Raw genomic sequence first — 19,507 nt, 5'->3', positions numbered from 1 at the left:
GTGGGATATTGTTGCGTAGGCGAAACTGATGACTCGCACCACCCTTGCCGTGATCGATTACGGCTCAGGCAACCTGCGTTCGGCCGCCAAGGCGCTGGAACGCGCAGCCGTCGAGGCCGGTCTGTGTGCCGACGTCCAGGTCACCGACCGGGCTGAGGTCGTCGCCGCGGCCGACCGGATCGTGCTGCCCGGCGTCGGCGCGTTCGGCGACTGCTGGCGCGGGCTGAACGCGCTCGATGGCGTGGTCGAAGCGCTTGATCAACGCGTGATCGACCAGGGGCGGCCGTTTCTGGGAATCTGTGTCGGCATGCAGCTGATGGCGACCCGCGGGTTGGAGTATGGCGAGACCCCGGGTCTTGGCTGGATTCCGGGCGAGGTCGATGCCCTGCGCCCGACCGACCCGGCGCTCAAGATCCCGCACATGGGCTGGAATGCGCTGGAGCCCGTGGAGCCGCGCCATCCCGTGCTGGACGGGCTAAGCGCGCAGGCGCACGCCTATTTCGTGCACTCCTACGCCTTCAAGGCATCCCAGCGCGCGCATGTGTTGGCGACGACCGACTACGGCGGACCGGTTACCGCGGTGATCGGCCGCGACAATCTGGTGGGCACCCAGTTCCACCCCGAGAAGTCACAATCCACCGGCTTGCGCCTGCTAACGAACTTCCTCACCTGGATGCCATGACCCAGAAGCCCGAAACCCACGCGCCGGCAACGGCCGTGGAGCTGATGACCGAATTGATCGGCGCGGATTTGCACGACCTGTGCGATGCGGCCGAGGCGGCAATCGAACACGGCGGCGGCTTTGGCTGGCTGTATCCGCCGGAGCGCCACGTCATGGAGTCCTATTGGCGCGGCGTACTGCTGGTGCCGGAACGCGAGCTGTTCGTCGCCCGGCTGGACGGCGTGATCGCCGGATCCGCCCAACTGCAGCGGGCGCCGCGCAACAACGAGGCGCAGGCTTACGTCGGTCAGTTGACCACCTTCTTCCTGGCCCCCTGGTCGCGTGGCCATGGCCTGGCCCGCCGGCTGGTCGAGGCGGTCGAGGCGCGCGCCGTCGAGCACGGTCTGAAGGCGGTCCAGCTCGACGTGCGTGACACCCAGACCCGCGCGATCCAGCTTTACGAGGCGATGGGCTACCGCCGCTGGGGCAGTAACCCCTATTACGCCCTGGTCGACGGTCAGTGGGTCGGCGGCCATTACTACGTCAAGCCGCTGGAAGAGTGGCGCCCACCCCGCAGTGGGGGGATCGGCTGATGCACCTCTTCCCGGCGATCGACCTTAAGGGCGGTCAGGCGGTCAGGCTGCTGCGCGGCGATATGGCGCAGGCCACCGTGTTCAACGAGGACCCGAGCGCCCAGGCGGCCGACTTCAAGGCAGCCGGTTTCCGCTGGCTGCACCTGGTCGACCTGGACGGTGCGTTCGCCGGTCGGCCGGTCAACGCCGACGCGGTCGAGCGGATCGTCGATGCGGTTGACGACCTGCCGGTGCAACTCGGCGGCGGTATCCGCGATCTGGCGACGGTCGAGCGTTGGCTGGCGCGCGGCGTCACCCGGGTGATCCTGGGCACCGTGGCGGTCAAGAATCCGGACTTGGTGGCCGAAGCGTGCCGCGCGTTCCCGGGTCGCATCGTGGTCGGGATTGACGCGCGCGCCGGTCGCGTGGCGACCGAGGGCTGGGCGGAAACCAGCGAGCTCGCCGCCACGGAGCTGGCGAAGCGGTTCGAGGACGCGGGCGTGGCTGCCATCGTCTACACCGACATTGAGCGCGACGGCGCGCTTGAGGGCGTCAACGTCGCGGCAACGGCCGAGCTGGCGCGCGCGGTCGACATCCCCGTGATCGCGTCCGGCGGCGTTTCCGGCCTGGAGGATATCCGCCGGCTGATGGCGGTGGAGAATGACGGAGTTCAGGGCGCGATCCTGGGCCGGGCGCTCTACGACGGGCGGATCGATCCGCGCGCCGCGCTCGAGCTGACGCGGCAGGAGGCGTGAGGCGATGCTGAAGGCCCGCATCATCCCCTGCCTGGACGTGAAGGACGGCCGCGTGGTCAAGGGCGTGAACTTCGTCGGTCTGCGTGACGCCGGCGATCCGGTCGAGCAGGCCAAGATTTACGATGCCGCTGGCGCGGACGAGCTAACCTTCCTGGACATCACCGCCAGCCACGAGGATCGCGGCATTCTGCTGGATGCCGTCCGACGCACGGCGGAGGCCTGCTTCATGCCGCTCACCGTCGGGGGTGGCGTGCGTACGTTGGATGACATCCGCCAACTGCTGCTGGCCGGCGCGGATAAGGTGTCGATCAACACCGCCGCGGTGAAGACGCCGGAGTTCGTGCGCGAGGCGGCGGAGAAGTTCGGCGACCAGTGCATCGTGGTCGCGCTCGACGCCAAGGCGACCGACAATCCGGAGATCGCAAGCGGTTTCGAGATCTTCACCCACGGCGGGCGCAACGCAACCGGCCTGGATGCGGTGGCGTGGGCTAAGAAGATGGAGGATCTGGGTGCGGGCGAACTGCTGCTGACCTCGATGGACCGCGACGGGACGCGGGTGGGCTACGACATTCCCCTGACCCGCGCGATCGTGGATGCGGTCGGCATCCCGGTGATCGCCTCGGGCGGCGTCGGCAGCCTCGACCACCTGGTGCAGGGCATCCGGGAAGGCGGCGCCTCGGCCGTTCTGGCAGCCTCGATCTTCCACTTTGGCGAGCATACCATTGCGGAAGCGAAACAGGCACTGCTGGACGCTGGCCTGCCCGCGCGTCCGCCGCACGTCTTCTAGCCACTCACCCCAGGCCAAGCGAGCCGAACACCCAGATGACCGAACGCGCCAACACCCACGTCCTGGACGAGCTCTACCAGGTGGTCCAGAGCCGTCAGGGTGCGGACCCGGAGGGGTCCTATACGGCCAAGCTGCTCAACGCCGGGCCGGACAAGATCTCCAAGAAGCTTGGCGAGGAGGCGGTCGAGACGGTGATCGAGGGCGTGCGCGGCGACAATGACGCGCTCGCCAACGAAAGTGCCGACCTGCTGTACCACCTGCTGGTGCTCTGGACCGCGCGTGGCCTCGACCCCGACCGGGTCTGGCAGGCGTTGGAGGCGCGCCTCGGCACCAGCGGTATCGCCGAAAAGATGGCGCGCAAGAAGCAGGCGTAGAACGCAGGAAACCTGAAGCGGACGAGGGAGCGACGACGATGGCCGGCTACGACGACAACAACGTGTTCGCCAAAATCCTGCGCGGCGAGATTCCCTGCGACAAGGTCTACGAGGACGACCACGTTCTGGCCTTCAACGACATCAACCCGCAGACGCCGACCCACGTGCTGGTGATCCCGAAGGGGCAGTACGTCTCCAGCGACGACTTTTTCAGTGAGGCCAGCGACGCGGAGATCGCCGCACTGTTCCGCGCGGCCGGCAAGATCGCCCGCGACAAGGGCCTGCCCCAGGACGGTTACCGCATCCTCGCCAACTGCGGGCGCGACGCCCACCAGGAAGTGCCGCACTTCCACCTGCACATCTTCGCTGGCTGCGACCTAGGCGTGATGATCCGGCCGAACCGCTAGGTTCGTTCCACGCATTTACGATACCTCGTGGGCGTTCTTTGACGTGCCGCGTCTACGTGTGTGCTACCGACCGGCAGCCGAGCCAGCGGGGTCGAAGGATGTCCGGCGGCTATCGGTTTCCACGCAGCCCATGCTTGCCATCGCCCGCAGGGCCATCGATGCTCCCGCGCGTTGTCCGTGACACCGTCTGAAGGGAGCCCTGTCTGCCATGTCGAGCGAGTCCGCCCTGCCCCAGCCGCCCCTGCCGCTGCGTCCGGAAGTAGCCGAGCTGGAGCCGTCGAAGATCATTGCCTTGTGGCAGCAGGGCTTTGGGCGCGATGACCTGATCCCGCTGTGGGTTGGCGAGGGCGACCTGACCACCCCGCAGGTCATCTGCGACGCCGCCGCGAGGGCGCTGCGCGATGGCCACACCTTCTATACCCACAAGCGCGGTTGGCCGGAGCTGCTGGACGCGCTCGACGCCTATCACGGCCGATTGCACGGCGTGCGGCCCGGGCATGACCGCCTGTCGCTCACCAGTGCCGGCATGAACGGCATCCAGCTGATCCTGCAGGCGATCCTGCGCGCGGGCGACGAGATGATCGCCCTGACCCCGGTCTGGCCGAACGCGTTGTCGGCGGCCCAGATCCACGGCGGGGTGATCCGCGACGTGCCGCTCGCCAAGCGCGCGGATGGCGGCTTCACGCTCGATATCGAGGCCCTGCAGGCGGCGATCGGGCCGAAGACGCGCGCGATCTTCATGGCGAGCCCATCCAACCCGACCGGCTGGACCGCCCGGGAAGACGATCTGCGTGCGGTGATCGACCTGTGCCGCAAGCACGGCGTCTGGCTGATCGCCGACGAGGTCTATCACCGCTTCGTCTACGACCGGCCGCAGCCGGCGAGCGCGCCCAGCGTGCTGCCGCTGATCGATCCCGAAGACCCGGTGATCGTGGTCAATTCCTTCTCCAAGACCTGGGCGATGACGGGCTGGCGGCTGGCCTGGCTGGTGCATCCCCCATCGCTCGCGCCCGTGTTCGATTCGCTGATCGAGTTCAACACGTCCGGCGCGCCGGCGTTCCTGCAGGCCGGTGCGCTCACCGCACTCCGCGACGGGGAAGATTTCGCGAACGAAATGATCCAGCGCTGTGCCGCGGGACGCGAACTCGTCGTGCAGCGCCTCGGTGCGATGCGCCGGGTGATGTTGGCGCGGCCCGAAGGCGCGTTCTACGCCTTCTTCAAGGTGGAAGGCGTCACCGACAGCCTGGCCTACGCGCAGGAGGTGCTGGAGCGCACCGGTGTCGGCCTTGCCCCCGGCAGCGCGTTCGGGGCGGCGGGCGAAGGGCATCTGCGCCTGTGCTTCGCCTCCTCGACCGACCGTCTTTCGGCCGCGATGGACCGCTTGGCGTCGCTTTTGGACGATTAGGCGTCGGCCGTGAAACATGCTATGCGTAGGCTGTTGCGCTGAGCCTGTGCAACGATCCCAAAGCTTGTAGAACCCTAAGAAAACTGCGGTTTCCAACGCATGCACAGTGCGCATGGCGGCGGGAGTCACCGGACATTGGACGTGTGAAACATCCGCCTCCAAATATTTGGGTGAACGGCGACGACGCAAGGCAAGCGCCGCCAGCCGTGGACGACGTTTCGTTCAACCCTCGGCGATATGGGCAGCGCAAAGATGACGACCCGGACAGCAATCACACGCGATCACCTGAAACAGTCCAGCCACACAGGCGCATTCAAGCGCCTGCGCAACAGCCTGGCCGGCGGCAAGCGGTTCGAGCGCCGCACGACGGCGGCACGGCAAACCAACACGGTGCTGCACGACGTGGCCTTCGGCGGCACCGTCGGCAGCGCGGTGGACAACGTGCTGCGGACGATGGCGACCAGCCGTCGCGGCTAACCAGCGCCTGGGCGGGCGCGCCACACGACCCGTCCTTCAGGGCTACACGAGCCCTGCCATTCAGTCCTCCCTGTTGGGCCTCTACACCGCCGGTGCCCGGAATTATCCCCCCTTTCCGGGCCTTCCGGCGGTGTTTTTTTATTGAGCGATAGCTGGCTGCCATTCGCTCAGGGCTTAGATGGAACGTGATAAAAGCATCAGGTTCAACCCGTTCAGGACCGCGTACAGTTCGCCGATCTGCCGGCGGGCGGTTTCCGGGTTCAGGCCCCGGTCGGCATTGCATAGCCTGTCGACGATCTCGCCCACGGCCCGCGTGCCATCGGCCTGGCGCAGGATTGGCGCGGTCAGGCGCGGCAGCGGGAAACTGCGTTTCTGTCCATCCAGCGTGATCGTCAGCTTCGGCGATGCGCCGCCCAGTTGGCCGACGAGTGCGGCCGGATCGCTGCCCGGCATCATCGGGACCGCGCCGTCGTCGAGTTGGGCGACGGGATCGCTGGCGTCTGCCGGCACGACGTAGGCGATGTGCTTCTTCATCGCGCCCGTCAGCCGCTCGGCGAAGGCTGCGCGGTCGACCAATCCAGCCGTGCCTAGCGGCTGCAGCAACTTGGGATCGTTCAGGTAGGTCGCCGGATCGTAGCGCGCCGGCTCCAGGAACGCCGCCGGGCGCAGGCCGCCGGTGCTTAGCAGTTCGGCGAACTCGGGCACCGTGTAGCTGCGGTCGCGGGCATGCAGCAGCAGGTCGACCAGCTCCGCGTCGCTGCGTTTGTGATCCCCGACGAACGGGTTGCGGCGCAGCCAGTTGCTCGCCGGAAGTTGGTCCCACAGCCGTCGGACGGTCGCGATCTGGTCGGTGAGCGGACGGTCGCCGGCCAGTTGCGCCAGCATCTGCTGCATCGGGTAGACGCCGGTGCGCCCATAGGGCGCGTAGACCATCACGCCCATCCCGCCGCCGACCGTCGCCACGTCGGCGCGCAACGCCTGCGCCAGCGCCCGCATGCCCGCTGGCGGGTCCTCCAGGTGATGCAGCACGCCGCAGCAGTCGATGTAGTCGAACCGACCGAGATCGAGCGCCGCGACGTCCGTCAGGCTGCCGGTGACGAAGGTGATGTTGGTCAGTCCGCGTGCCTGCGCCCGCGCCTCCGCGATGGCCCGCGCGGCCGTGGACATGTCGAGGTAGACGACCTCCCCGCCGCCGGCATCGGCCAACTGCTGGGCCAGCATGATCGCGGCGTCGCCGGTCCCGCCGCCCGCGATCAGCGCCCGGAAGCCGCGTGTGACATCCAATTGGCCGGCGTAGAGGTAGTGTCGGATCTCTGCCAGATGGCTGGGCGAGCCAGTGACCAGCCGGGTCGCTTCGTCGGCGGGATCACGGTGGGGATAGGGGAACTGCTCGTATTGAAGCTGCACGGGGTCGTCGGAGTGGTCGGCCATCGCTCAGCTTTCGCCGACCTGCAGCACCAGCTTGCCGGTCGCCTTGCGGGCCTTGAGGTCGCTTAGCGCCTGCCCCGCCTCCGCCAGCGGGTAGCTCCGCGAGATCAGCGGGTGCAGAGACCCCGAGCCGGCCCAGGCGAACAGGTCCTCGAACTGTCGGCGCATCAGTTCGGGTGCGCGGGTGCGGTAGCTGCCCCAGTAGAAGCCCATGACGCTGACGTTTTTGACCAGCAGGTGGTTGGCCTTGGGCTGCGGCACCGTTCCGCTGGCGAATCCAATCACCACGATCCGCCCGCACCAGGCGATGCAGCGCATCGAGGCCTCGAACACCTCGCCGCCGACCGGGTCGAACACGACGTCGGCCCCCTGCCCGTCCGTCAGCTCCTTGACCGTCGCGCGGATGTCCTGGCTGCGGTAGTCGATCGTGGCGTCCGCGCCGTGCTCGGCGGCGATCGCCGTTTTCTCCGGTCCGCCGGCGGTCGCGATCACCTGCGCGCCCAGCGCCTTGCCGACCTCGACCGCCGCCAGGCCGGCGCCCCCGGCCGCCCCGTGCACCAGCAGCGTCTCCCCGCGCTTGAGCTGCGCGCGCCAGACCAGCGCCCCGTGGGCGGTACCGTAAGCGATCGGAAAGCCGGCGGCGGTCGCCATGTCCATCGTGTCGGGGATCGGGAAGACGTCGGTTGCCTGCGCAATCGCCACCTCGGTGAAGCCGCCGGAATCCAGGATCGCGAGCACCCGCTGCCCGACCGCAAGCCCCGTGACCCCTTGGCCGAGCGCGCGTACGGTGCCAGCCACCTCCAGGCCCGGCGCGAACGGCAGCTCCGGCGTGGCCTGGTAGCTGCCGGCGACCATCAGCGTGTCGGCATAGTTCAAGCCCGCGGCGGCGACGTCGATTGCCACCTCGTTCGCTCCCGGCTCGGGCACCGGGGCGTCGGTCTCGAGCGTCAGGCGGTCGAGCTGCCCGTGTTCGTGGCACGCGATCCGGCGCATGGCATGCGGTTCCTCTGGTTAGCTAATCCCGGGAAATTCGGCGACCGGTCGGATCTGGCCGACCGGGCGGCCATCGCGGGCGGTGATGACCGGCTGGGCGTAGTCGGCCAGCGCTTCCCCCGCCGGCCCGTCGAGCAGCTGCAGTCGCTGGAGCAGGCGTAGCAGCGCGACCTCTGCCGCGCGGCCGGCGCCGTCGTCGATCTTGAGCGCCAGGCCGAGGCCCAGTTCCGGCAGCGCTGCACCGTACACGCCTTCCGCACACGCCTTCCGCTCCCGTCTTCGCCAGGCAGCGTCTTCCCAACGCCGCGGCGGTCGCGCTGTCAACTCGATCGGTGCCAGCGATCATCCGCGGCTGCGCCGCGACCGCTTGCAGCAGCCGTCGGCAGGCGGCCTGCCGACGGTCCGGTTGGTCGTCCGGGTCGCCGAACCGGGCGAGCGCGAGCGCCAGGTTGCCGAGCGGCAGGGCGATCGTGGGGATGCCGCAACCGTCGATCCCGCGCGGCTGCCCGGTCAGGTCGTCCAGGCCCGTCATCTGTTCCAGCACCCCGAGCACACGCTGCTGCACCGGGTGGGTGAAGTCGATGTAGCCGCGTGTCGGCGCCCCCAGATGCTTGGCGAGGGTAAGGAAGCCCGCGTGCTTGCCGGAGCAGTTGTCGTGTCGGGCGTCCCAGCCTTGCCCGGCCCGGCTCAACGTCTGTGCGCTTGCGGTGTGCTTGGGCGCATGGCCGCCGCATTCCAGGTCGCCCGCGCCCAGTCCCAGGCGAGCCAGCCAGGCGGTTACGGTGTCCACGTGATCCCGCTCGCCGTTGTGACTGGCGCAGGCGAGCGCGAGCTCCGCCTCGCTCAGTCCATAGGCGTTGGCCGCGCCGCTTTCGAGCAGCGCCAGCGCCTGGATCGGCTTGATCGTGGAGCGCGGGAAGACCGGCGCGTCGACCTGCCCGGCGGACAGCACCACGTGACCGTGCGTGTCGACGACCGCGAACGCGCCGCGATGCCGGCTTTCCACCACGCCGCCCCGGGTGACTTCCACCAGCACCGGGTTGGCTTCGGGCGAAACGGACGCGTCGAGCGGCATGGGAGCGGTAGCCCCGAAATGGATGGGAGAACGGGCGATCCGGCGATACCGGAAGACTCGGCAGCAAACCGCGAATCACCTTGCCTTGGGGGGTGGGGGCATGCAAGGTGCCGACGCCATGCGAGGGTATTTCGGGATCGGCGTCGAAGGGATCAGCAAGCCCATGAACCTGGGCAACCTGATGCGTTCCGCGCACGCCTTCGGCGCGTCGTTCTTTTTCACCGTCAACGCCGCCTTCAACGCCCGCGAGGTCGCGCAGTCCGACACTTCGGCGTCGACCGAGCACGTGCCGCTGTACGTGTTCGATCAGCCGGATGCGCTGCTGCTGCCGCGCGGCTGCCGGCTGATCGGGATTGAGTTCACGGAGGAGTCGGTCGAGCTGCCGAGCTTCAAGCATCCGTCGATGGCCGCTTACGTCCTGGGACGCGAGCGTGGCAGCCTGAGCCCGGAGATGCAGGAACGGTGTGATGCCGTGGTCAAGATTCCGACAAAGTTCTGCGTGAACGTCGGGACCGCGGGGGCGATCGTGATGTACGACCGGGTGATCTCGCTGGGGCGCTATGCGCGCCGGCCGGTCAGCCTGCGCGGGATGCCCGAGCAGATGGCCCAGTCCGGTGGCCACGCACCGCCGATCGGCCAGCGCGGGTCTGCCGATCACGCGCCTGGCGACAACGACGACTCGACACGCCCCGCCCAACCGGCGCACGCTTCGAGCGATCCCGGCGGGGCGGGATCACGGCCCGGCGGGGCCGGGGGCTATCAGGGATGATACGCACGGCTGGGCGGCGCGGGCGCCCGGGCGACGACACCAGAATACGCGCTGGCCGGGGGTCGAGGGCCAGCGTACTCGACAAGCACGCTTTAAGATGACAACGCCACAGAGGAACGGGATGAACCTCCATCGGTTGATGACCTGTCTCGCGACCGCCGCTGCGGCGGTGGCCGTTGCCCTGCCGCTGTTCGCCGCCGGTCCCGCCCAGGCGCAGGACATCAAGAGCCTGGGCCAGTTCGAGGATTGGCGCGCCTTCACCTTCCAGGAGGACGGCAACAAGGTCTGCTATATGGCCAGTCAGCCGCAGGAAGAAGAAGGCGACTACACCCAGCGTGGCGAAGTCTACGCCATGGTGACGCACCGCCCGGGCCAGAATACCTTCAACGTGGTCAGCTTCGTGATCGGCTACCCCTTCAAGGAGGATAGCCGGGTCAACGTCTCGATCGACGGCAAAGGCTTCACCCTGTTCACGCACAAGGACACGGCGTGGGCGCCGGACAAGGAGACCGACCGGGCCCTGGTGCAGGCGATGCGTGCCGGACGCACGATGATCGTCAAGGGCGTGTCCACGCGCGGTACCGAGACGACGGACACCTACTCCCTGCTCGGCTTTACGGCCGCGCACAACACGGTCAACAAGTCCTGTAACGCCAACTGACGGCGACGGTTTGGCGAGCGGGCGGTAAGGCGGGGCGTCAGCAACCCGACCTACCGCAATCCCGGCCCCTTGCGTGTGTCGTGACCGGCCTTTTCCTTGTCCCGCGCGGGCTGCGAGGTTATCTAACCGGCCATGAACATGCAGGCGCACAATGCGGCCTATCAGCCGCCCACCGAAGGCCCGTTCCAGGCCGGTCCCCGCACGCCGGCGGCGCGACGCCGGCACCTCGTCGAGATGGATCGCGACGAGCTGGCGGCGTTTGTCCAAGAACTGGGCGAGCCGAAGTTCCGCGCTAAGCAGCTCTACCACTGGATCCACCACCGCGGGGCGACCGAGTTTGCCCAGATGACCACCCTGGCGAAGGGTCTGCGCGCGCGGCTGCCGGAGGTGGCGACGCTGGACCGGCCAATGGTCAAGGACAAGCAGGTCAGCTACGACGGCACGATCAAGTGGCTGCTGCGCCTGTCCGATCTGCAAGAGGTCGAGGCGGTCTTCATCCCCGAGGCGGATCGCGGCACGCTGTGCATCTCCTCCCAGGTCGGCTGTACGTTGACCTGCCGTTTCTGCCATACCGGCACCCAGCGGTTGGTGCGCAACCTCTCCGCTGGCGAGATGCTGGGTCAGATCATGCTGGCCCGCGACGAGTTGGAGGAGTGGCCGACGCCCAAGGAGGGTCGGCGCCTGACCAACATCGTGCTGATGGGCATGGGCGAACCGCTGTACAATTATCAGTCGGTCGCCAAAATGACCCGCATGGCGATGGATGGCGACGGCCTGGGCTTTTCGCGCCGGCGGATCACGCTGTCGACCAGCGGCGTGGTGCCGATGATGCAGAAATGCGGCGAGGAGTTGGGGGTGAACCTGGCGGTCTCGCTGCACGCGGTCGACGATGCCACGCGCGATTACCTGGTGCCGCTCAACAAGAAGTACCCGCTCGACCAGCTGATGGCGGCGTGCCGGGCCTATCCCGGGCTGAACAACGCCCGCCGGATCACCTTCGAGTACGTCATGATCGATGGCGTCAACGACAGCCCGGCGGACGCGCGCCAACTGGTCCGGCTGCTCGACGGCATCCCGGCCAAGGTCAACCTGATCCCGTTCAATCCCTGGCCGGGTACGGAGTTCGAGTGCTCCAGTCCGGAGGCGATCGAACGCTTCTCCGACATCCTGTACGAGGCGAACCTGTCCGCTCCCGTGCGCACCCCGCGCGGTCAGGACATCATGGCTGCCTGCGGCCAGCTGCGCTCGGAAAGCCAGCGGCAGAAGAAGTCGGTCCGCGACGCCGCGGCGCGGACCGCCGCATCCGCCCCGGCGGCTGAGTAGATAACCGCGATGGAAGCGCTGGCGCAGGAGAGCGGTGCCGGCAGCGGCATGGGCGGCCCCGGCCAGGGTCCGATGGGTCCACCGGGCATGGACCCCACTGTCAGCATCGCCATCACGTTTGGTTTTTCGCTACTGCTGGTCTACCCGTTCTGGCGGATCTATCGGCGTGCCGGGCTCAGTCCCTGGTTCAGCCTGCTGGTGTTCCTGCCTTACATTGGCCTGCCGGCTGCGGCGGCGATCCTGGCGTTCCAGAAATGGCCAAACGGCGAAAGCAGGCGCGCCGGCAAGGGTGTATTTCCCTCCCAGGAGTCCTGAGCGCCATGGGGTTCGGCAGCTTTATTCTGGAAATCGCGATCGCGGTTCTACTGGTCTGGTTGCACGCGCGCATCGCGATCAAAACCGGCTTCTCGCCGCTGTGGGCGCTGACCGCGCTGATCCCACCGGCCTATCTGGTGGCTGCCTGGTTCCTGGCATTCATCCGTTGGCCACGGGACGACGAATCGCCGACCGATGCCGGAATGGACGGTTCGGAAGAGGGCTGAGTGCCTCCGCATCCCCCGACGGCATATCCTGATATGCTTCTGTCCACGCTCCTTGCTCCACACCGCTTGATCCCTATACTCCGCGCGCGCCCGGATCGCTCGGGCGGATGCCATACCCAAGACAAGCGCGAGAAGCGGCGATGAGCGACGTGAAGAAGGTCGTGCTGGCCTATTCCGGCGGCCTGGATACCTCGGTGATCCTGAAGTGGCTGCAGGAGACCTATGGCTGCGAGGTGGTGACCTTCACCGCCGACCTGGGCCAGGGCGAGGAGCTGGAGCCCGCGCGCCGGAAGGCGGAGATGCTCGGCATCAAGCCCGAGAACATCTACGTCGACGATCTGCGCGAGGAGTTCGTGCGCGACTTCGTCTTCCCGATGTTCCGCGCCAACGCCGTCTACGAAGGCGAGTACTTGCTCGGCACCTCGATCGCCCGGCCGCTGATCGCCAAGCGCCAGATCGAGATCGCGCGGGAGACCGGGGCGGACGCCGTCTGTCACGGCGCGACCGGCAAGGGCAACGATCAGGTCCGCTTCGAGCTCGGCTACTACGCGCTCGAGCCCGGCATCAAGGTGATCGCCCCCTGGCGCGAGTGGGACCTGAACTCCCGCACCAAGCTGCTCGACTTCGCCGAGAAGCACCAGATCCCGATCGCCAAGGACAACCGCGGCGAGGCCCCCTTCTCGGTCGACGCCAACCTTCTGCACATCTCCGCCGAGGGCAAGGTGCTGGAGGACCCGTGGGAGACCGCGCCGGAATACGTGCACACCCGCACGACCGCCCCGGAAGACGCGCCCGACCAGCCGACCCGCGTCACCATCGACTTCGAGCGCGGTGACCCGGTCGCGATCGATGGGCAGAAGCTGTCGCCGGCCGATCTGCTGGCGAAGCTGAACCAGCTGGCCGGGGACAATGGCATCGGTCGGCTGGATATCGTGGAGAACCGCTTCGTCGGCATGAAGTCGCGCGGTGTCTACGAGACGCCGGGCGGCACGATCCTGCTGGCGGCCCACCGGGCGATGGAATCGATCACGCTCGACCGCGAGGCCGCGCACCTCAAGGACGAGCTGATGCCGCGCTACGCCAAGCTGATCTACAATGGTTTCTGGTGGGCGCCGGAGCGCGAAATGCTGCAGGCCCTGATCGATAAGAGCCAGGAACACGTCACCGGTCAGGTCCGGCTCAAGCTCTACAAAGGCAACGTCATCGTCGAGGGTCGCCGGTCGCCGGAGTCGCTGTACAGCCAAGAGCACGTGACCTTCGAGGAGGACACGGTCTACGACCAGCGTGACGCCGAGGGCTTCATCAAGCTGAACGCCTTGCGCCTGCGTCTTTCGGGCCGGCAGAAGTAACGCTTCGCGCGCTAAGCCACCGTTAACCTACAATCTCATACGCTTCGCACCGGAAGCTATCGCAATGGGATTGCGGGAAGGCGTGTGCCGTGTGGCCGTTTAACCTGTTCAAGCCGAAATCCGCCAGTCGGCCGCGGAATGCGGGTGGCCGCGCAGACGCCGCGGCACCCGGCACGGTTGCCCGAGCGCGGATCGACAGCAGAGTCTATCCGGTCGTCCAGCTCGACCACACGACGGTGACGATCGACGGCTTCACCGGCGACATGGTGCCGCGACAGCGCTTTCATTTCGCCTTCTGCCTGGAGGTCGATGGCGAGGAGGTCGAAGTGCCCACCAGTGGCACCGTCCTGCAGGTGGCCGGTGGACGCGTCGTCGCCAAATACCTGGCCCCACAGCCTTATTATCAAAGAATCATGCGCCGCGCGTTGGCCCAGCGTGCCGCGTAGAGCACGGCTCTGGCGGCCAACTCAGGCTGTTCACGGCCGGCTCACGCGGTTCTGACGCGCCAGGAGGCGTGGGAACGCGTATTTTGGCGGGCATGAGCGACCTGACGCCATTGCCACACTCAGTCGAACGTTGGCCTGGGCTGATGGGTCAACTGCTGGTGGCCGACACCACCACGCGGGGCCGGCTGCCCGAACGCGTGCGCCGCCAGGTTACCCGGCAGCAGGATGCGACCGAGCGGCTGGTCGGCTGGGTACAGCTCGCTGTGGTCGCCGTGTTCGGTGCGCTCTACTGGCTGTCGCCGAAAACGTTCGAAGCGCACGATACCTTCCAGCCGGTGCCCTACGCGCTGGCGGCCTACCTCGGCTTCACGTTGATCCGGCTGGCCGCCTCCTACCGCACGCATCTTGGCGACTGGTTCCTCTACCTGTCGATCGTGATCGACATGGCCTTGCTGTTCGTCCTGATCTGGTCGTTCCACCTGCAGTACGAACAGCCGGCGAGCTTCTATCTGAAGTCGCCGACGCTGCTCTACGTCTTCATCTTCATCGCCTTGCGCGCGCTTCGGTTCGAGGCGCGGTTCGTGCTGACCGCCGGGCTGGCGGCGGCGGCCGGATGGGCGGTGCTGGTGATCTATGTGGTCACGGTCAATCCGGAAGACCCGATGATCACCCGGAACTACGTGACCTACCTGACCTCCAACGCGGTGCTGCTGGGCGCGGAGTTCGACAAGATCATCTCGATCTTGACGGTGACCGGTATTCTGGCGCTCGCCATCGTGCGCGCGCGTAAGCTGCTGGTCTCCAGCGTCGCCGAAAGCACGGCGGCGAACGACCTGTCCCGCTTCTTCTCGCCGGAGGTCGCCGATCGGATCGTACAATCCGAGGAGATCGGCGTCGGGGCGGGCGAATCGCGCGATGCCGCGATCCTGAACCTTGACCTGCGGGGCTTTACCCCGCTGGCCCAGCAGGTCGCGCCGGATGCGGTGATGCGCCTGCTGGCGGACTATCAGGCGGAAATGGTGCCGATCGTGCGCAAGCACGGCGGCTCGATCGACAAGTTCCTGGGCGATGGCATCATGGCGACCTTCGGCGCCTCCGCGAGCACCGACAGCTACGCCGCCGATGCCCTGCGTGCGGTCGAGGAGATCATGGTTGCGGCGCGCGCCTGGCAAGCGCGGTTGGCGGCCGGGGGGCGCCCCTGCGTGCCGGTCAACGCGGCGGTGGCCTGCGGGCGTGTGGTGTTCGGCGCGGTCGGGGAGACGGACCGTCTGGAGTACACCGTGATCGGGGAGGCGGTGAACCTGTCCGCCAAGCTGGAGAAACACAACGCAGCGCTTGGCAGCCGGGCGCTTGTGACCCGCCACGCCTACGACACCGCTTGTCAGCAGGGCTACCGCCCGGCCGCGCCGATCCAGGAGCTGCCAGGCGCCAGGATCGAGGGGGTGGGCCAGCCGGTCGACGTCGTGCGGCTGGCGTAAGCGGGCATCCGGGAATTCACTACACGTCCAGTAATGCCTTGCTGGAAGTGACCCTGAGACCGCCCGGACTGCCTAATCGCTAACCCGCCGGTACAGGAAATACCGCCCTGGCGCCACGCCGTCGGGCAAGGCGACCTGCTCGGCGTCGGGCCAGGGCATCTCCTGGTCGGTCACGGCGATCCCGCCGGGGACAAGCAGATGGGGCAGGAACGGTTGGATGGCCCCGGCCAGACGAGCGTTGCGCGCCGCGTCGCCGGTGCCGATGTCGGCGTGCAGCAGCGCGACCTGCCCCGCGAAGCGCTCAGCCGCCTGCGGCAGCGTCTCCAGCACGTCGCCCAGATAGAGGTGGGCGTCGTCGGGCACGCAATCGGGGTGGGCGGCGACCTGGCGCTCGAACACGAAGATCTCGCGTCCGGCGCAGCTCTCGCGCAGGTGGTCGTAGGTGCGCCCGTTGCCCAAGCCCAGCTCGAATACCACGCCGGGCCGGTCGGCGACCGCCTCGGCGGCGGCGTTCAGGCAGGCGCGCTGGGCCTGCAGGCGTCGGATCGCGCTGTCGAGACGGCTCATCGGTTCCTTCTTTGGCAAATGGCGTGCGCAGCGCGGCCTCAGCCGCCGCGCGCCTCGCGGAGTTGGCGGGTGGTGGTTTCCAGGCGGTGGGCGAGCACGCGCATCACCTCCACGCCGATCTGGGGGAAGTCGTGCACCAGACGAAAGAACAATTCCTTGGTGATCTTCAGCGTGGTCAGCTCGCTGGTCGCCACCACGCTGGCGGTGCGGGGAACGTCGCACAGAATGGCGATCTCGCCCACGATGTCGTTACTGGCGACCTGGGCGATCGTGATCGCCGATCCCCCGTCGGCGGTCACCTGCACGTCCGCCGTGCCGTCGAGCACGATGTAGGCGGCATCCCCCTCCTCGCCCTGTTCGAATAGGGCGGCGCCGTCGGCGAAGGTCACGCGTTCGCTCGCGAACGCCATCAGTTTGAGCTTGGAGGGCTCGATGTTCTGGAACAGCGGAATCCGCCGCAGGATATCGACCTCTTGTTCAAGACCCATCGCCGCCTCCTTTGCGCGCGCCCGCCAGGCACGTCCCGACCAGTTTGTCACACCCGCGTTTCGCACGCAGTTCGTTGCCGCTTGATGACAGCTTCGATTCTGGCAGCTTGGTCAAGCGGCTAGTCATCGGCAATCAGCCGGTCGAGCGCACCGTTTGCGCCGGCCAACTCGTCATAGCGGCCGTGTTCGGCGATCTGGCCCGCCTCGACCGCGACCACCCGATCGAACCGACTGGCCTGTTGGGCGCGGTGTAGCACCCAGATCACGCCGCCTTCGGCGCGTTCTCGCAGCACGTTGTCCATGATTCGCATTTCGGTCTGGCCGTCCATGATCGCGGTCGCCTGGTCGATCACCAACAGGTCCGGGCGCTTCATCAGCGCCCGGCCGAGCGCCAGCTTCTGCCGTTGGACCGCCGATAGGCGCTTACCAGCCACGCCGACCTGATACTCCAGCCCAACGTCGATCACGCTGGCCCGCAGGTCCAGACGGTCGAGCACCTCGGCGATCGCAGCCGCGATCCGGGTCACGGCGTTCGCCCGGCCATGGGCGATGCGGCCGAACAGGATGTTGTCCTGCAAGGACGCGGCGGCGTTGTAGCGCTCGGGGTCGAAGACCTCGACGGCTTCCGGGCGCTCCCGGACGATCCGCCGGTCCAGCTCGTGCCGGGTGGCCACCACCAGCCGTTCGATCTCGGGGCCCACCAGCTCCAGGCGATGGCGGGCTTCGACATAGTCGAGCGGCAGGCGCTTCAACTGTCGGCGCTGGCCGTCCGGAAGCGCGTCGAGGCCGACCTTGTCGGCCTGTGCCACCAGGCTCTTGTAACGTGGCAGCTCCTCGGCATCGATGAAGGAGAACTGCTCGAAGAAGGGGTGGCCCGGTTCCAGGTCGGCGAAAATCTCGACCATTGTGCGCGCGATTTGCAGGCCCATGGCGACCAGCGACGCTTCCAGGCCGGTCGTCTGCATGGCTTCCCGCGCGATCCGGTTGTCGGCCAGCTGGTCCGGGGCGAACGCCGGATCGATCGGCGTGCCGAACAGCAGATTCTCGCCGAGTGTGGCGTTGCTGTTGTAACGGTCGGTATCGAACGGCTCGACCAGGCCTTGCAGGTCTTGTGCTTGCAGGCGCACCGCCAGGGCGTTCCGCGCTTCGAGCAGCGCCTGGGCCGTCTGCGGGCGCAGGTTCGGATCGATCGTGCCGGACAGGCCGAAGCGGTACACGTCGGTTCCCATGTCCACCGTCTCCAGTACCGCGACCATGCGTTGGCGGATCGCCGCCGCCCCGTCCACCCCGGCGGCATCGTAGTCGATCCAGTCCGCTTCGGGGTCCAGCAGGGTGTTGCCGGCGGCTGCCGTTTCCCGGTCGGCGGCGTCCTTGGCCTGGTCGTCCGCGGCCGCGCGCTCGGCCGCGCGGATCGGGCGGTGCTTCAGGGCGTAGAGCAGTGTGTCGCCCACGCTGCCCGGAAACAGGTAGGACTCCGGCCCGACGTAGGCGGTGCGCCGGCCGGTTACCGCTTCTGGCAAATTCGTGGTGTCGCGCCCGTCCAGCAGCACCGTCCCACCCGCCGGCAGGAACAGGCCGGTGGCCACTTGGGCCAATTGGCTCTTGCCGCTGGCGCCGGCGCCGACAATGGCCGTGCGCGCCGGGATCGGGAGGGACAGGTCGACGTTCTTCAGGATCGGCGTGTCGCCGTCGTCGTTCACCGTGACGTTGCGCAGATCGACCGACTGGCGGAGCGGCGGGCCGGGATCGGCGTCCGGGTTCTGGCGCTCGGACTCCAGGATCACCGGTGGCTGGAACTGCTCGATCACGGTGTCGTACTTGATCTGCACGTCCTGCCGGCGCTGCTCCCAGTCGATCAATTCCTTCACCGGTCCGGGCAGATCCTTATAGGCCGCGATCACCGCGACCAGTGCGCCGATGTCCAGCTGACCCTGGATCGCCAGCACGCCGCCCACCGCGTAGAAGATGAACGGCGTCAACTGGCTCAGGAAGTTGTTCAGGAACTTCACGAAGAATTTACGCCGGAAGATCTCGTAACGGATCTCGAAGATCTTCCCCAGCCGGTCGGAAATGTCCGCCCGTTCCAGATTGGAAGTATCGTGGGCGTGGATTTCCAGCCCCCCGTCGACCAGCTCGCCGACCCGACCGGCAAGCTCACGTGCGGTCAGCTGGCGACGCTTGCCAAGCCGCAGAATTGGAATGCGCAGCTTGGGGATCAGGCCGGCCTGGACCAGCACGATCACCAGCGCGATCCCGCCCAGCCAGAAGCTTTGCGCCATGATGAACACCATGGCGGTCAACGCTTGGCCGCCCAGGAAAGCGGGTGAGATGAAGGCGTCGCCGATAAAGCCGCCGAGCGGTTCCACCTCGTCCTTCACCATGGTGGCCGCCTCGGCCTGCTTGACCCGGCGCAGATGCGGCAGCGGGAATCGCAGGATGCGGTCGACCAGCTGATAGCGCAGCCGGCGCAGCACCCGTTCGCCCATCCGCCCCTTGGAGGTGTTGATGACGAATTTGAACAGGCCGTTGGCGATCACCAGGCCCAGGAACACGAAGCTGAGCGACAGCAGCAGCGAGGTCTGGTCGAGCTGCATGCCGTCGTAGAAATATAGCTGCTCGCCGCTCAGCGTTTCGGACAGCGGCACCGGTGTGCGCAGGAAGGTCTGCGTGTCCGTGGGCCCGGCGAACCCCTGGCCCTGGATGCCCCGGTTGACGATGTCCTTGGGCAGGTTGAGGGACAGGAAATAGAACGGCAGGGACAGCGCGACCAGGAACAGGATACCCAACTGCTCGCGCCGGCTGTGCCGCCAGATGTACCGGAAAAGGTTGCTTTCCATGCCCACTTGAGCCCAGGCCGGGAGTCCAGCGGCGTTGCGGCGTGGCCGTTGGGGCTGGATCCTCTGTTATCTATCCAACTGTGTCGTCTCGCATGCACTGGGCGGCCGTGCAA

At 67.4% G+C, this 19,507-nt stretch carries 22 protein-coding genes and 1 pseudogene; 16 read left to right on the top strand and 7 right to left on the bottom strand.

Annotated elements, in window-relative coordinates; all coding sequences use genetic code 11:
- Nucleotides 1–28: 28 nt before the first annotated feature.
- From hisH to RHOSA_RS0101620, 8 genes are all read left to right on the top strand, one after another.
- Nucleotides 29–682 carry an imidazole glycerol phosphate synthase subunit HisH gene (gene hisH, locus RHOSA_RS0101655; protein WP_027287319.1) on the top strand — a complete coding sequence of 218 codons (654 nt, stop codon included), beginning with the start codon at nucleotides 29–31 and terminating at the stop codon, nucleotides 680–682.
- Entirely contained in the window at nucleotides 679–1,254 is a 576-nt protein-coding gene (locus RHOSA_RS0101650) for a GNAT family N-acetyltransferase (protein ID WP_027287318.1), read from the top strand. Before hisH ends, RHOSA_RS0101650 begins: the two co-directional genes overlap by 4 nt.
- Nucleotides 1,254–1,988, top strand: coding sequence for a 1-(5-phosphoribosyl)-5-[(5-phosphoribosylamino)methylideneamino]imidazole-4-carboxamide isomerase (hisA, locus tag RHOSA_RS0101645; protein ID WP_027287317.1), 735 nt, complete (start codon nucleotides 1,254–1,256; stop codon nucleotides 1,986–1,988). Before RHOSA_RS0101650 ends, hisA begins: the two co-directional genes overlap by 1 nt.
- A 4-nt stretch (nucleotides 1,989–1,992) precedes the next feature.
- A complete protein-coding gene (gene hisF / locus RHOSA_RS0101640; RefSeq protein ID WP_027287316.1) occupies nucleotides 1,993–2,775 on the top strand; it encodes an imidazole glycerol phosphate synthase subunit HisF in 783 nt (260 codons plus the stop codon).
- Between the two features lie 35 nt (nucleotides 2,776–2,810).
- Nucleotides 2,811–3,149: a phosphoribosyl-ATP diphosphatase gene (locus tag RHOSA_RS0101635; protein ID WP_027287315.1), complete on the top strand. Its 339-nt coding sequence runs from the start codon at nucleotides 2,811–2,813 to the stop codon at nucleotides 3,147–3,149.
- Nucleotides 3,150–3,187: 38 nt separating this feature from the next.
- On the top strand, nucleotides 3,188–3,556 hold the full coding sequence (locus RHOSA_RS0101630) for a histidine triad nucleotide-binding protein (protein ID WP_027287314.1): 369 nt from the start codon (nucleotides 3,188–3,190) through the stop codon (nucleotides 3,554–3,556).
- Between the two features lie 208 nt (nucleotides 3,557–3,764).
- A complete protein-coding gene (locus RHOSA_RS0101625; RefSeq protein WP_037255503.1) occupies nucleotides 3,765–4,961 on the top strand; it encodes a pyridoxal phosphate-dependent aminotransferase in 1,197 nt (398 codons plus the stop codon).
- Between the two features lie 252 nt (nucleotides 4,962–5,213).
- Entirely contained in the window at nucleotides 5,214–5,438 is a 225-nt protein-coding gene (locus RHOSA_RS0101620; protein ID WP_156092461.1) for a hypothetical protein, read from the top strand.
- Nucleotides 5,439–5,612: 174 nt separating this feature from the next.
- Here RHOSA_RS0101620 and RHOSA_RS0101615 read toward each other — a convergent pair whose 3' ends face one another.
- From RHOSA_RS0101615 to RHOSA_RS19730, 4 genes and pseudogenes are all read right to left on the bottom strand, one after another.
- On the bottom strand, nucleotides 5,613–6,869 hold the full coding sequence (locus RHOSA_RS0101615) for a class I SAM-dependent methyltransferase (protein WP_027287311.1): 1,257 nt from the start codon (nucleotides 6,867–6,869) through the stop codon (nucleotides 5,613–5,615).
- A gap of 3 nt (nucleotides 6,870–6,872) precedes the next feature.
- On the bottom strand, nucleotides 6,873–7,859 hold the full coding sequence (locus RHOSA_RS0101610; protein WP_027287310.1) for an NADPH:quinone oxidoreductase family protein: 987 nt from the start codon (nucleotides 7,857–7,859) through the stop codon (nucleotides 6,873–6,875).
- Between the two features lie 18 nt (nucleotides 7,860–7,877).
- Nucleotides 7,878–8,108 carry an asparaginase gene (locus tag RHOSA_RS25855; RefSeq protein ID WP_027287309.1) on the bottom strand — a complete coding sequence of 77 codons (231 nt, stop codon included), beginning with the start codon at nucleotides 8,106–8,108 and terminating at the stop codon, nucleotides 7,878–7,880.
- Between the two features lie 91 nt (nucleotides 8,109–8,199).
- Nucleotides 8,200–8,934 (bottom strand): annotated as a pseudogene (locus tag RHOSA_RS19730) (asparaginase); the annotation flags it as partial.
- A gap of 118 nt (nucleotides 8,935–9,052) precedes the next feature.
- Between RHOSA_RS19730 and RHOSA_RS19725 the strand changes: the two are divergent.
- From RHOSA_RS19725 to RHOSA_RS0101560, 8 genes are all read left to right on the top strand, one after another.
- Nucleotides 9,053–9,703, top strand: a complete 651-nt coding sequence (locus tag RHOSA_RS19725) for an RNA methyltransferase (RefSeq protein ID WP_081728889.1) — start codon at nucleotides 9,053–9,055, stop codon at nucleotides 9,701–9,703.
- A 121-nt stretch (nucleotides 9,704–9,824) separates the two neighbouring features.
- Complete coding sequence (locus tag RHOSA_RS0101590) at nucleotides 9,825–10,364, top strand: invasion associated locus B family protein (RefSeq protein ID WP_027287308.1); 540 nt, start codon at nucleotides 9,825–9,827, stop codon at nucleotides 10,362–10,364.
- Between the two features lie 138 nt (nucleotides 10,365–10,502).
- Entirely contained in the window at nucleotides 10,503–11,687 is a 1,185-nt protein-coding gene (gene rlmN / locus RHOSA_RS19720; RefSeq protein ID WP_051432394.1) for a dual-specificity RNA methyltransferase RlmN, read from the top strand.
- A gap of 9 nt (nucleotides 11,688–11,696) precedes the next feature.
- Complete coding sequence (locus RHOSA_RS19715; RefSeq protein WP_037255500.1) at nucleotides 11,697–12,002, top strand: hypothetical protein; 306 nt, start codon at nucleotides 11,697–11,699, stop codon at nucleotides 12,000–12,002.
- Between the two features lie 5 nt (nucleotides 12,003–12,007).
- The gene (locus tag RHOSA_RS19710) at nucleotides 12,008–12,229 is read left to right on the top strand and encodes a hypothetical protein (protein WP_037255497.1); all 222 of its coding nucleotides are present in this window, start codon (nucleotides 12,008–12,010) and stop codon (nucleotides 12,227–12,229) included.
- A gap of 140 nt (nucleotides 12,230–12,369) precedes the next feature.
- A complete protein-coding gene (locus RHOSA_RS0101570) occupies nucleotides 12,370–13,578 on the top strand; it encodes an argininosuccinate synthase (protein WP_027287307.1) in 1,209 nt (402 codons plus the stop codon).
- A gap of 89 nt (nucleotides 13,579–13,667) precedes the next feature.
- Nucleotides 13,668–14,024 (top strand): hypothetical protein, encoded by a 357-nt coding sequence (locus tag RHOSA_RS0101565; RefSeq protein WP_027287306.1) that lies wholly within the window; start codon nucleotides 13,668–13,670, stop codon nucleotides 14,022–14,024.
- A 92-nt stretch (nucleotides 14,025–14,116) separates the two neighbouring features.
- The gene (locus tag RHOSA_RS0101560) at nucleotides 14,117–15,502 is read left to right on the top strand and encodes an adenylate/guanylate cyclase domain-containing protein (protein ID WP_081728369.1); all 1,386 of its coding nucleotides are present in this window, start codon (nucleotides 14,117–14,119) and stop codon (nucleotides 15,500–15,502) included.
- 72 nt (nucleotides 15,503–15,574) lie between these two features.
- On the opposite strand, the gene RHOSA_RS0101555 is transcribed toward RHOSA_RS0101560, so the two are convergent.
- From RHOSA_RS0101555 to RHOSA_RS0101545, 3 genes are all read right to left on the bottom strand, one after another.
- Nucleotides 15,575–16,069 carry a class I SAM-dependent methyltransferase gene (locus RHOSA_RS0101555; protein WP_027287304.1) on the bottom strand — a complete coding sequence of 165 codons (495 nt, stop codon included), beginning with the start codon at nucleotides 16,067–16,069 and terminating at the stop codon, nucleotides 15,575–15,577.
- A gap of 38 nt (nucleotides 16,070–16,107) precedes the next feature.
- The gene (locus RHOSA_RS0101550; protein ID WP_027287303.1) at nucleotides 16,108–16,557 is read right to left on the bottom strand and encodes a cyclic nucleotide-binding domain-containing protein; all 450 of its coding nucleotides are present in this window, start codon (nucleotides 16,555–16,557) and stop codon (nucleotides 16,108–16,110) included.
- Nucleotides 16,558–16,676: 119 nt separating this feature from the next.
- The gene (locus RHOSA_RS0101545) at nucleotides 16,677–19,394 is read right to left on the bottom strand and encodes an ATP-binding cassette domain-containing protein (RefSeq protein ID WP_027287302.1); all 2,718 of its coding nucleotides are present in this window, start codon (nucleotides 19,392–19,394) and stop codon (nucleotides 16,677–16,679) included.
- Nucleotides 19,395–19,507 lie beyond the last annotated feature (113 nt).

This window comes from Rhodovibrio salinarum DSM 9154 (genome assembly GCF_000515255.1).
Lineage (GTDB): Bacteria > Pseudomonadota > Alphaproteobacteria > Kiloniellales > Rhodovibrionaceae > Rhodovibrio > Rhodovibrio salinarum.
Note: the sequence above shows the minus strand (reverse complement) of the source record. Positions and strands in the feature narration are given on the sequence as shown.

What these genes read in the sequence shown, in the direction of transcription:
- hisH (WP_027287319.1), top strand. Translation starts at nt 29, where the DNA reads ATGACTCGCACCACCCTTGCCGTGATCGATTACGGCTCAGGCAACCTG.
- RHOSA_RS0101650 (WP_027287318.1), top strand. Translation starts at nt 679, where the DNA reads ATGACCCAGAAGCCCGAAACCCACGCGCCGGCAACGGCCGTGGAGCTG.
- hisA (WP_027287317.1), top strand. Translation starts at nt 1,254, where the DNA reads ATGCACCTCTTCCCGGCGATCGACCTTAAGGGCGGTCAGGCGGTCAGG.
- hisF (WP_027287316.1), top strand. Translation starts at nt 1,993, where the DNA reads ATGCTGAAGGCCCGCATCATCCCCTGCCTGGACGTGAAGGACGGCCGC.
- RHOSA_RS0101635 (WP_027287315.1), top strand. Translation starts at nt 2,811, where the DNA reads ATGACCGAACGCGCCAACACCCACGTCCTGGACGAGCTCTACCAGGTG.
- RHOSA_RS0101630 (WP_027287314.1), top strand. Translation starts at nt 3,188, where the DNA reads ATGGCCGGCTACGACGACAACAACGTGTTCGCCAAAATCCTGCGCGGC.
- RHOSA_RS0101625 (WP_037255503.1), top strand. Translation starts at nt 3,765, where the DNA reads ATGTCGAGCGAGTCCGCCCTGCCCCAGCCGCCCCTGCCGCTGCGTCCG.
- RHOSA_RS0101620 (WP_156092461.1), top strand. Translation starts at nt 5,214, where the DNA reads ATGACGACCCGGACAGCAATCACACGCGATCACCTGAAACAGTCCAGC.
- RHOSA_RS0101615 (WP_027287311.1), bottom strand. Translation starts at nt 6,869, where the DNA reads ATGGCCGACCACTCCGACGACCCCGTGCAGCTTCAATACGAGCAGTTC.
- RHOSA_RS0101610 (WP_027287310.1), bottom strand. Translation starts at nt 7,859, where the DNA reads ATGCGCCGGATCGCGTGCCACGAACACGGGCAGCTCGACCGCCTGACG.
- RHOSA_RS19725 (WP_081728889.1), top strand. Translation starts at nt 9,053, where the DNA reads ATGCGAGGGTATTTCGGGATCGGCGTCGAAGGGATCAGCAAGCCCATG.
- RHOSA_RS0101590 (WP_027287308.1), top strand. Translation starts at nt 9,825, where the DNA reads ATGAACCTCCATCGGTTGATGACCTGTCTCGCGACCGCCGCTGCGGCG.
- rlmN (WP_051432394.1), top strand. Translation starts at nt 10,503, where the DNA reads ATGCAGGCGCACAATGCGGCCTATCAGCCGCCCACCGAAGGCCCGTTC.
- RHOSA_RS19715 (WP_037255500.1), top strand. Translation starts at nt 11,697, where the DNA reads ATGGAAGCGCTGGCGCAGGAGAGCGGTGCCGGCAGCGGCATGGGCGGC.
- RHOSA_RS19710 (WP_037255497.1), top strand. Translation starts at nt 12,008, where the DNA reads ATGGGGTTCGGCAGCTTTATTCTGGAAATCGCGATCGCGGTTCTACTG.
- RHOSA_RS0101570 (WP_027287307.1), top strand. Translation starts at nt 12,370, where the DNA reads ATGAGCGACGTGAAGAAGGTCGTGCTGGCCTATTCCGGCGGCCTGGAT.
- RHOSA_RS0101560 (WP_081728369.1), top strand. Translation starts at nt 14,117, where the DNA reads ATGAGCGACCTGACGCCATTGCCACACTCAGTCGAACGTTGGCCTGGG.
- RHOSA_RS0101555 (WP_027287304.1), bottom strand. Translation starts at nt 16,069, where the DNA reads ATGAGCCGTCTCGACAGCGCGATCCGACGCCTGCAGGCCCAGCGCGCC.
- RHOSA_RS0101550 (WP_027287303.1), bottom strand. Translation starts at nt 16,557, where the DNA reads ATGGGTCTTGAACAAGAGGTCGATATCCTGCGGCGGATTCCGCTGTTC.
- RHOSA_RS0101545 (WP_027287302.1), bottom strand. Translation starts at nt 19,394, where the DNA reads ATGGAAAGCAACCTTTTCCGGTACATCTGGCGGCACAGCCGGCGCGAG.